The following is a 9447-nucleotide window of genomic DNA, read 5'->3' on the forward strand; positions in this document are numbered from 1 at the left end:
CCAGCCGGACGCCACTCCGGCACCCGTACGCTCCTGATCAACAGTACGACGCGAACGCCAGCACTGCCCACGACGCCGTGGCCGGGGTCAGGCGGCGCAGACCACATCCCGCTCGGCGGGACGTACGCGGGTGCTGCGCAGCGTGGCCTTGAGCGGCGAGTCCTGCCGGACCTGGACGGCGACCCCGCCGTCGGAGGTGACCTGGCGGACACCCCTGTTCGTCGCCTTGCGGACGGCGGCCGGGGCCACCGGGGCCGGCTCGTCGGCCACCGGCACCAGCACGCCGGGCATCTGCTCGGCCAGGGCGACCGTGTCGCTCACCTCGCGCAGCAGCTCGGACAGGCGGGCGCCGAGCGCGTCGCAGATCGCGGCCAGCAACTCGCTGGAGGGTTCCTTCTGGCCGCGTTCGATCTCGGAGAGGTAGCCGAGGCTGACGTTGGCCGCGGAGGAGACCTCGCGGAGGGTGCGGTGCTGCCCCTGCCTGCGTGCGCGCAGCGCGTCACCGATCACCCGGCGTAGCAGGACCATCGCACCTCCCCCTGAGCGGGACCACCATCCCCGGCCGTTCGCGTCGCGCCGGACGCGGCGGACCGCTCCGGCGCCGACGGCGACCGCCGGAGCCTTCCCGCAACCGTACCCGTTGGTCGCCACGACGACATCCCACCCCGCCTCCCCAATCCGGGCGGATCGGCCGGTCCGGCGGTCCCGCCGCCGGGCGTGCCGGTGTGACGCCGGCTCACCGGTGGCCGGCCCCGGCCGGATCGGGCGCGCCGGCGTCCTGGGGGAGCTGGATGCGGTCGGCGAGCAGGCGCAGCGCCTCGATCACCGCGGCCGAACGGATGTGGTCGCGGCCGCCGTCGAGGTCGAGCCGGCGCACCTGCGTGCCGTCCGGCCCGGCGACCGCCACGTAGACCAGGCCGACCGGCTTGTCGTCCTGCGGTTCCGGCCCGGCCACACCGGTGGTGGCCAGGCCCCAGTCGGCGCCGCACCGCTGCCGTCCGCCCTCGGCCAGCGCGGCCGCCACGTCCGGGTCGACCGGGCCGCGGTCGGCCAGCAGGTCCTGCGGTACGCCGGCGAGCGTCGCCTTGAGTTCGGTGGCGTAGACCACCATGCCGCCCCGGTAGATCGAGCTGACCCCGGCGATCTCCACGATCGCGGCGGCGAGCAGGCCTCCGGTCAGCGACTCGACGGTGGCCAGCGTCTCGCCGCACTCGTGCAGCCGGTGCACCACGGCGGCCGCCGGGCTGCCGGCGGGCCGGTGGTCTCTCGCGTCGGTTTCCATGCCCGCCCCCATTTCCCGCACCGCGCCGGCTTACTCGTCGGCTGCCCGGATCGACGGGCCCGCCGACCGGCTCAACGGGCCGGGCGGCGCAGCCGCAACGCCTGGGCGATGTAGTCGAACCCGGTGACCACGGTGACCACCACGGCCGCTCCCATGATCCACGGCCCGATCGCGGCGAGCGCCTCCGGCATCGGCCAGAGGTACCAGGTGATGGCCAGGATCTGCAGTGCGGTCTTGACCTTGCCGCCCCGGCTGGCGGCGATCACCCCGTGCCGGATCACCCAGAAGCGCAGCCCGGTGATGCCCAGCTCGCGGGCCAGGATCACCACCGTCACCCACCAGGGCAGCCGGTCGTAGAAGGAGAGCAGCACCAGGGCGGCGCCGGTGAGCGCCTTGTCGGCGATCGGGTCGGCGACCTTGCCCAGCGAGGTGACCAGTTCGTACCGGCGGGCGATCCAGCCGTCGACCAGGTCGGTCGCGGAGGCCACCACGAAGATCACGCAGGCGGCCGTACGCCAGCCCGCGTCGCTCATGCCGGAGGCGATCACGGTGGCCGCGAAGACCGGCACCAGCACCAGGCGCGCGCCGGTGAGCAGGTTCGCCGCGTTGAGCAGCGGTACGGGGGCAGCCGCCGTCGACTCCGCTCCCGTCATGTCCCGCATCGCCCCACGTGGCTTCCCCGCTCCGTCCGGGCCCGCCGTCACCGTACCGCGCCGGGCGCCGCCGAGATCATCTCATCCGGTACGGCGACCAGGTCGACACCCTCGGTCGCGGTCACAGTGGCCCGGACCAGGTCGCCGGGGCGCAGCGCGGCCAGATCCACGCCGCCGCCGACGGGCGCGACGAGCGTGGTCGAGCCGTCGACCTCGGGCGCCTGGTGGGCGGCCCGCCCCTCCACCACGCCGTCGGCGGTCGAGTCCACGAGCACGTCCACCGTCGCGCCGAGGCGTTCCTCGGCGCGCTGCGAGCAGAGTTCGTCGGCCAGCGCGCTGAGCTTGTCGTACCGCCGCTTGATCGTGGCGGCGGAGGCCTTGCCGGTCAGGCCGGCGGCCTCGGTGCCGTCCTCGTCGCTGTAGTCGAACATGCCGATCGCGTCCAGCCGCGCCTCGGTGAGGAACCGGACCAGCTCGGCCACGTCCTGCTTCGTCTCGCCGGGGAAGCCGACGATGAAGTTGCTGCGCGCGCCCGCGTCCGGCGCCAGCTCGCGGGCGGAGGCGAGCAGCTCCAGGAACCGGTCGGTGGAGCCGAAGCGCCGCATCCGGCGCAGCACCGGCTCGCTGGAGTGCTGGAACGACAGGTCGAAGTACGCGGCCACGCCCGGCGTGGTGGCGATCACCTCGACCAGGCCGGGCCGGGTCTCCGCGGGCTGGAGATAGCTGGCGCGGACCCGCACGATCCCGTCGATCGCGGCGAGCTGCGGCAGGAGCTTCTCCAGCGCGCGGGGGTCGCCCAGGTCCTTGCCGTACGAGGTGGAGTTCTCGCTGACCAGCACCAGCTCCCGTACGCCGGTCTTGGCCAGCCACTCGGCCTCGGCGAGCAGCTCGTCGGGGGTACGCGAGACGAACGCGCCGCGGAACGCCGGGATGGCGCAGAACGCGCACCGCCGGTCGCAGCCGCTGGCGAGCTTCAGCGACGCCACCGGGCCGGTGTCGAGCCGGTGCCGCAGCACCTGCCGCAGGTGGGCCGGGGTGTGCGCGTCGGTCTCCGGTGCGACCCGGGTCGGGGTGCCGTGCCCGGGCAGCGACACCGCCGCGTCGCGGCGCTTCACCGGGGTCAGCGGCAGCAGTTCCCGCCGGTCGCGGGGGGTGTGCGCGCCGATCGCCTCGCCGGCCAGCACCGAGTCGAGCCGGGCGGCGATGTCCGGGTAGTCGTCGAAGCTCAGCACCGCCTGCGCCTCGGGGAGACTGTCGGCCAGCTCACGGCCGTACCGCTCGGCCATGCACCCGGCGGCGACGACCTTGGCGCCGGTGTCGGCGGCGGCCAGCAGCGTCTGGATCGAGTCCTGCTTGGCCTTCTCCACGAACCCGCAGGTGTTCACCACCACCACGTCGGCGCCCTCGCCGTCGGTGGTGACCTGCCATCCGTCGGCGTGCAGCCGGGCGGCCAGCTCCTCCGAGTCGACCTCGTTGCGGGCACAGCCGAGGGTCAGCAGGGCGACGCGGCGCCCGTCGGATCGCGGGGTGGAGGAGGAGGCAGACACCATCCGAGGGTACCGGGCCGGTTCCGGACCGCCGCGCACCCGTCCGGCCGGTTCAGCGGGCGGGAACGGCCACCCGGGCCAGCCGGTCGAGGAGGAACACCTCCGTGCCGGCCAGGCCGGTGGAGCAGAAGACCGAGATCTGGTCCGCGGTGGTCCGGCCGGGAAGCGCGCCGGCCAGCACCGCGCCCAGGTCACGCAGCCGCCCGGCGTACGGCTCGACGGCGGCGAGCATCGGCGGCACGTACGCGGCGGCCTGCCCGGGTGAGTCGGTGACCAGCAGGTCGGCGGCGTCGAGCAGGTCGGTGCCGAACTCGTGCCGGTCGGTCTGCTTGAAGCCGACCGTGTTGACGTGGGTGCCGGGGGCCAGGTCGGCGGCGTCGAGCACCGGGGCGGTGCTGGTGGTGGCGAGCACCACCACGTCCCGGTCGCGTACCGCGGCGGTGGCCGAGCCGACGGCGCGGGCCGGCACGTCCAGTTCGGCGCGGACCCGCGCGGCGAACGTCTCCCGCCGGGCCGCCGAGCGGCTGTACACGGTCACCTCGCGCAGCGGCCGGACCGCCGCCGCGGCCCAGACCTGGGTCCAGGCCTGCCGGCCGGACCCCACCACGCCGACCGTGGCGGCGTCCGCGCGGGCCAGGGCGTCGACCGCCACGCCACCGAGTCCTCCGGTACGCCGGGAGCCCAGCTCCTCGCCGACGGCGATGGCGCGTACCGCGCCGGTGGTCGCGTCGTGCAGCACGACGAGCTGACCGCTCTCCGGGTGGCCGAACGTGTCGTACGAGCGGAAGCCGTACCACTGCCCGGTGAGGTGTCCGGCGGTGAGCACCATCCGGCCCCCGTCCAGCGGCGCGGACGCCCGGGGCGGGGCGATGAGCCGCCCGGCGTACGCGGCCAGCAGCGCGTCCCGCATGGCCGCGACGGTGAGCGGGGCGTCCACGGCGGCCGCGACGTCGTCGTCGGAGAAGAGCAGGGTCATGGCATCCATCCTGCAACTTGAAGTTGACGTCAACTCCACCCATGGTGGCGTTTCTCACCACGCCGCCGGTCCGGCCCGCCCGGTGCTACCGTCGGCCACGACGGCCCCTGGGCCGTCCCGGACGAGTGGTGGGCGTACCCGGTCAGGCCAAGACGCCCCGCGTGACCCGACCGTCGCCCGGCCCGCTCCCGCGCCGGGCCCGTCCGTCAGAGGTGATACCCATGGCCTGGATCGTGCTGGTGATCTCCGGACTGCTGGAGACCGCGTGGGCGATCGCGCTGGACCGCAGCGCCGGCTTCACCCGCCCCCTCCCCTCCGCCGTCTTCGCCGTCACGCTGGTGGCGAGCATGGCCGGCCTGGCGTACGCGCTGCGCGACATCCCGGTCGGCACCGGCTACGCGGTGTGGGTGGGCATCGGCGCGCTCGGTACCGCGCTGGTCGGCATGCTCGCGCTCGGCGAACCGGTCAACCTGCCACGGGTGGCCTGCCTGCTGCTGGTGGTGGCCGGCGTGATCGGGCTGAAGCTGTTCAGCTGATCGGTGCGTCATCCGGTTTGGACGGTGCAACCCCCGGGGTACCGGATCCTCCGTAGCCACAGCGAGATCACTCACGGAGGAACCCCATGGCCGACATCCACGCCAGCGCCCGTCCGCGCAGCAACGCCGCCCGGATCTGCACGATCGTCGCGTTCGTCTTCGCGGCCCTCGCGCTCTTCGTGTCCCCGCTCATCTTCGGCATCCTCGGGATCGTCCTCGGCATCGTCGGCGCCGTCCTCGGTGACAAGCCGCTGGGCTGGTACGCCGCCGCCGCGAGCGCGGTCGCCGCGGTGCTCGGCACCGTGCTCTTCGCCGCGCTGATCAACTGACCCGGAACCGCCGACGGCGGCTCCCACCTGATGGTGGGGGCCGCCGTCGTCCGTTTCGGGGCCGTCAGTCCTCGCCGCCGCGCAGGCCGGCCAGGACCTCCTCCAGCTCGTCCGGCTTGACCAGCACGTCGCGGGCCTTGGAGCCCTCGGACGGACCGACCACGCCCCGGGTCTCCATCAGGTCCATCAGCCGGCCCGCCTTGGCGAAGCCGACCCGCAGCTTGCGCTGGAGCATCGAGGTCGACCCGAACTGTGAGGTGACCACCAGCTCGACCGCCTGCACGAGCAGGTCCAGGTCGTCGCCGATGTCCTCGTCGATCTTCTTCTTGCTGTCCTGCGCCGGGGCGAGCACGTCCGGGCGGAACTCCGGCTCACGCTGGTCCTTGCAGAACTTGACCACGTCGGAGATCTCGCGCTCGGTGACCCAGGCGCCCTGGATGCGCTGCGGCTTCGACGCGCCCATCGGCAGGAACAGGCCGTCGCCGCGGCCGAGCAGCTTCTCCGCGCCGGGCTGGTCCAGGATGACCCGGGAGTCGGCGAGCGAGGAGGTGGCGAACGCGAGCCGGGACGGCACGTTCGCCTTGATCAGGCCGGTGACCACGTCGACCGAGGGCCGCTGGGTGGCGAGGACCAGGTGGATGCCGGCGGCGCGGGCGAGCTGGGTGATCCGGACGATGGAGTCCTCCACGTCACGCGGCGCGACCATCATCAGGTCGGCCAGCTCGTCCACGATCACCAGCAGGTACGGGTACGGCCGCATCTCCCGCTCGCTGCCCGGCGGCGCCTTGATCTCGCCGTTGCGCACCTTGCGGTTGAAGTCGTCGATGTGCCGGACCCCGTTGGCGGCGAGGTCGTCGTAGCGCATGTCCATCTCGCGGACGACCCACTCCAGCGAGTCGGCCGCCTTCTTCGGGTTGGTCACGATCGGCGTGACCAGGTGCGGGATGCCCTCGTAGCCGGTCATCTCGACCCGCTTCGGGTCGATCAGCAGCAGCCGCACCTCGTCCGGCGTGGCCCGGGTCAGGATGGACACCAGCAGTGAGTTGAGGCAGGACGACTTGCCGGCGCCGGTCGCGCCCGCGATCAGGATGTGTGGCATCTTCGCCAGGTTGGCCACCACGTAGCCGCCCTCGATGTCCTTGCCGAGCGCCACCACCATCGGGTGGTGGTCGCTGGTCGCCTCGCGGGAGCGCAGCACGTCGCCGAGCGACACGTTCTCCGGGTCGGTGTTCGGGATCTCCACACCGACCGCGCTCTTGCCCGGGATCGGGCTGAGGATGCGGACGTCCGGCGACTTCACCGCGTACGCGATGTTGCGGGAGAGCTGGGTGATCCGCTCGACCTTGACGCCCGGGCCCAGCTCCACCTCGTACCGGGTGACAGTCGGGCCGCGGGTGAACCCGGTGACGGCGGCGTCCACGTCGAACTGCTCGAAGACGCCTGTGAGCGCCGCGATCACCTCGTCGTTGGCCTTGCTGCGGCTCTTCGGCTTGGCGCCGCTGCCGAGCAGGTTCGCCGGCGGCAGCGTGTAGTCGCCGGCCAGCCCGGTGAGCGCCAGTTGCTCGGCGCGGGTGGGCAGCGGCGAGTGCTCCGGCGGCTCGACCGGCTTGCGGTTCGCCGGCACCTTCGGCGGCTTGCGCGGCAGCACCAGCGTCTCCTGGAGGTCGACGCCGGCCAGCTCGTCGTCCGGGTCCAGCGGCTCCAGCGGCGGTGGCATCCGCTTCGCCGGGCGCTTGCGGGCCGGTTTCACCGGCGCCTCGTCCTCGGCGAGCTCGTCGTCGACGTCCGGCCCGGCCGGGTCGGCGCGCAGGCCGAGCCGCTCCGGGATCTTGTTGATCGGCGTCGCGGTGACCACGAGCAGGCCGAACACCAGCAGCAGGAGCAGCAGCGGCATGGCCACCCAGGCGGTCACCGCCGACTTCAGCAGGTCGCCCACGCCCGCGCCGATCAGGCCGCCGGCGAAGTCACGCTGGACCTCGTCGACCGGGTTCTGCCCGATGTGCAGCATCGCGGCGGTGGCCAGCATCATCGAGCCCCAGCCGACCAGGCCGCGACCGCGGTGCTCGGGGTCGGCCGGGCTCCGCATCAGCCGCCACGCGCCGACCATGAACAGCACCGGAAGGATTATCGAGATGGCGCCGATGAACAGGCGTACGGTGTCGGCCAGGTGCCGGCCCACCGGCCCGGCGCCGCCGCCCCAGATGCCCACCGCGCTGAGGATGGCCAGGCCGAACAGGAGCAGCCCGCCGCCGTCGCGGCGGTGCTCCGGATCCAGTTCCCGGGTGGACGCGGCCTGCCGCCCGGCCGCCCGGAACGCCCAGCCCACCGAGTGGGCCAGCCCCATCCAGAGGGCGCCCACGGCCCGGCCGACGAACGCGGCCGGGCTCGGCCCGGGGGCCGGGCGCCGCCGCGCCGGTTTCCGCGCCGCCGCCTTCTTCGCCGGTTGCCGGGCGCGGTTGTTCGTGGTGCCACGCGGCGACGCGCCGCGCCGCCGGCTCGCCTGAGAGGTACGGCCCGCCATAGAGTCACGGTAACGGCGGCACCCGGTGGATCGCCGCTTTTCCGGGTCGTGTCCGCGCGTCGCAGCACGGGTCGGACCGTCGTTTGTGTTATTCGCCTCAGAAGGGATGCCCGATGGCGTCGCCGGAGATCGAGGACGGTCCGGACGGTCCGCTGGCCGGACACCCGCAGGAACTGCGCCCGCTGACCGGCGAGCTGATCGCCGCCGTGCTCGGCCACCGGGGGTACGCGGTGGCCGAGGAACCCGACGGCGCGCTGGTGGGCCGCTGGGAGCGCAACCTGATCTGGTTCCACCGCCGGGGAGCGGCCGGTGAGCTGCTCCAGGTACGCACAGTCGTCGCGCACCACTTCGGCATCGAGCGTGTGCCCGAGCTGCACGCCTTCTGCAACGCGTGGAACCACGACCGGCTCTGGCCGAAGGCGTACGTGCACGTCGCCGACGACGGGTCGGCACAGGTGTGCGGCGAGGTCACCACCGACCTGGAGCGCGGGGTGACCCCGCACCAGCTCGACCGGCTCGTCGACTGTGGCGTGACCACCGGGTGCCAGCTCGCCGCCGCCGTCGACGATCTGGCCGGCGGGACGCTCCGGTGACCACGGCACGCGACCGGGGGCTGGCCGCCGCGCTCGCCGACGCCCGGGACCGGCCTGACGGCGCGGAGCGCTGCGCCGAGCTGGAGCGGATCGCGTCCCGGGCGGACGCCACCGGCGACCCGCGTACCGCCCTGTCGGCGCGGTTCGCGCTGGTCGAGGCGTACCTGCACCGGGGCGAGCGGTGGCGCGCGGTGGAACCGGTCCGGCGGATGCGGGCCACGCTGGCCCGGCACCCCGGGCTGCTGGACGCCCGCCCCGACGAGCTGACCCGGTTGCGCCGGCACCAGCGGCAGGCGGTGGAGGCGTCGTTCGGCACGCCCCGGGTGGGCCTGGACCAGGCACGGTCCCTGTTGGACGCGCTCGCCGCGGAGCTGGGCGAGGACGCGGCGCCGGTGGCGGAGCTGCGCTGCCGGCTCGCCGACCACCTCGGCGACGAGCCGGCCGCCCGGCGCGCGTACGAGCGCTGGTCGGCGGCGGACCCGACGGACCCGGTGGGCGGCTGCCCGGGGTGCGCCCCGGCGCGACGGGCCGACCTGCTGGCCGGGTGGGGCGAGCCGGACGCGGCACTGGCGGCGCTCGCGCCCGCGCTGACCGGCTGGGTCGAGCCGCAGGCGCCACCGACCCGGCGGGGCGAACGGCAGGCGGCAGCGGCCGGGGCGACGGCCTGCACCGATCAGCCGGAACGGGCGCTCGCGGTGGGGCTGCTGCCGTGGCTGCGTACCGGCGCGGTGACGCGGGCGGCCCGGGCGCACGTGCACGCGTACCGCCGGCACCGCGGCGAGCGGACCGCGTTCCCGCTGCTCGCCGCGCACCTGCGCTTCTGCGCGCTGGGCGGATACCTGCATCGTGGGCTGGAGATCCTGACCGAGCAACTGCCCGAGCTGGACCGCCCGGCCGACGACCTGTCCGCGATGGAGTTCGCCGCGGCGGGCGCGCTGCTGTGCGGCCTGGCCACCGAGGCCGGGCTGGGCGGGCGGCGCATCCACCGCCCCGGGCACGGCTCCCGGCCC

9 protein-coding genes, 1 pseudogene and 1 riboswitch are annotated in these 9447 nt (G+C 74.4%); of the genes and pseudogenes, 4 read left to right on the top strand and 6 right to left on the bottom strand.

The genetic code is table 11. The features are described from left to right. Window positions 1-87: 87 nt before the first annotated feature. The 5 genes from ACN27C_RS32155 to ACN27C_RS32175 all read right to left on the bottom strand — a co-directional run bounded on the left by ACN27C_RS32155 (window position 88) and on the right by ACN27C_RS32175 (window position 4458). Window positions 88-528 (bottom strand): helix-turn-helix domain-containing protein, encoded by a 441-nt coding sequence (locus ACN27C_RS32155; protein WP_121684125.1) that lies wholly within the window; start codon window positions 526-528, stop codon window positions 88-90. A gap of 208 nt (window positions 529-736) precedes the next feature. Next, window positions 737-1282 (bottom strand): CinA family protein, encoded by a 546-nt coding sequence (locus ACN27C_RS32160; protein ID WP_422750085.1) that lies wholly within the window; start codon window positions 1280-1282, stop codon window positions 737-739. A gap of 71 nt (window positions 1283-1353) precedes the next feature. Continuing rightward, window positions 1354-1935: a CDP-diacylglycerol--glycerol-3-phosphate 3-phosphatidyltransferase gene (pgsA, locus tag ACN27C_RS32165; protein ID WP_422751699.1), complete on the bottom strand. Its 582-nt coding sequence runs from the start codon at window positions 1933-1935 to the stop codon at window positions 1354-1356. 47 nt (window positions 1936-1982) lie between these two features. Further along, on the bottom strand, window positions 1983-3485 hold the full coding sequence (rimO, locus tag ACN27C_RS32170; protein WP_422750087.1) for a 30S ribosomal protein S12 methylthiotransferase RimO: 1503 nt from the start codon (window positions 3483-3485) through the stop codon (window positions 1983-1985). A 49-nt stretch (window positions 3486-3534) separates the two neighbouring features. Further along, window positions 3535-4458, bottom strand: a complete 924-nt coding sequence (locus ACN27C_RS32175; protein ID WP_422750089.1) for an ornithine cyclodeaminase family protein — start codon at window positions 4456-4458, stop codon at window positions 3535-3537. A 96-nt stretch (window positions 4459-4554) separates the two neighbouring features. After that, window positions 4555-4620: riboswitch (guanidine-III (ykkC-III) riboswitch) on the top strand. A 59-nt stretch (window positions 4621-4679) separates the two neighbouring features. On the opposite strand from ACN27C_RS32175, the gene ACN27C_RS32180 reads away from it, so the two are divergent. Continuing rightward, a complete protein-coding gene (locus tag ACN27C_RS32180; protein ID WP_120571093.1) occupies window positions 4680-4994 on the top strand; it encodes a DMT family transporter in 315 nt (104 codons plus the stop codon). 86 nt (window positions 4995-5080) lie between these two features. Beyond that, complete coding sequence (locus ACN27C_RS32185) at window positions 5081-5323, top strand: hypothetical protein (protein WP_120571094.1); 243 nt, start codon at window positions 5081-5083, stop codon at window positions 5321-5323. Between the two features lie 64 nt (window positions 5324-5387). Here the strand turns inward: ACN27C_RS32185 and ACN27C_RS32190 are convergent, their stop codons facing one another. Beyond that, the gene (locus tag ACN27C_RS32190) at window positions 5388-7844 is read right to left on the bottom strand and encodes an FtsK/SpoIIIE family DNA translocase (protein WP_120571095.1); all 2457 of its coding nucleotides are present in this window, start codon (window positions 7842-7844) and stop codon (window positions 5388-5390) included. Window positions 7845-7957: 113 nt separating this feature from the next. Between ACN27C_RS32190 and ACN27C_RS32195 the strand changes: the two genes are divergently transcribed. Then, window positions 7958-8437, top strand: coding sequence for a YbjN domain-containing protein (locus tag ACN27C_RS32195; RefSeq protein WP_422750092.1), 480 nt, complete (start codon window positions 7958-7960; stop codon window positions 8435-8437). Continuing rightward, window positions 8434-9447 (top strand): annotated as a pseudogene (locus tag ACN27C_RS32200) (YbjN domain-containing protein); the annotation flags it as partial. The gene ACN27C_RS32195 and the pseudogene ACN27C_RS32200, both read left to right, overlap by 4 nt.

The sequence above is a fragment of the Micromonospora sp. WMMD1219 genome (assembly GCF_049315215.1).
GTDB classification, from domain to species: Bacteria; Actinomycetota; Actinomycetes; order Mycobacteriales; family Micromonosporaceae; genus Micromonospora; species Micromonospora tulbaghiae.

Coding starts and splice junctions, on each gene's coding strand:
- ACN27C_RS32155 (WP_121684125.1), bottom strand. CDS start 528: ATGGTCCTGCTACGCCGGGTGATCGGTGACGCGCTGCGCGCACGCAGG.
- ACN27C_RS32160 (WP_422750085.1), bottom strand. CDS start 1,282: ATGGAAACCGACGCGAGAGACCACCGGCCCGCCGGCAGCCCGGCGGCC.
- pgsA (WP_422751699.1), bottom strand. CDS start 1,935: ATGACGGGAGCGGAGTCGACGGCGGCTGCCCCCGTACCGCTGCTCAAC.
- rimO (WP_422750087.1), bottom strand. CDS start 3,485: ATGGTGTCTGCCTCCTCCTCCACCCCGCGATCCGACGGGCGCCGCGTC.
- ACN27C_RS32175 (WP_422750089.1), bottom strand. CDS start 4,458: ATGACCCTGCTCTTCTCCGACGACGACGTCGCGGCCGCCGTGGACGCC.
- ACN27C_RS32180 (WP_120571093.1), top strand. CDS start 4,680: ATGGCCTGGATCGTGCTGGTGATCTCCGGACTGCTGGAGACCGCGTGG.
- ACN27C_RS32185 (WP_120571094.1), top strand. CDS start 5,081: ATGGCCGACATCCACGCCAGCGCCCGTCCGCGCAGCAACGCCGCCCGG.
- ACN27C_RS32190 (WP_120571095.1), bottom strand. CDS start 7,844: ATGGCGGGCCGTACCTCTCAGGCGAGCCGGCGGCGCGGCGCGTCGCCG.
- ACN27C_RS32195 (WP_422750092.1), top strand. CDS start 7,958: ATGGCGTCGCCGGAGATCGAGGACGGTCCGGACGGTCCGCTGGCCGGA.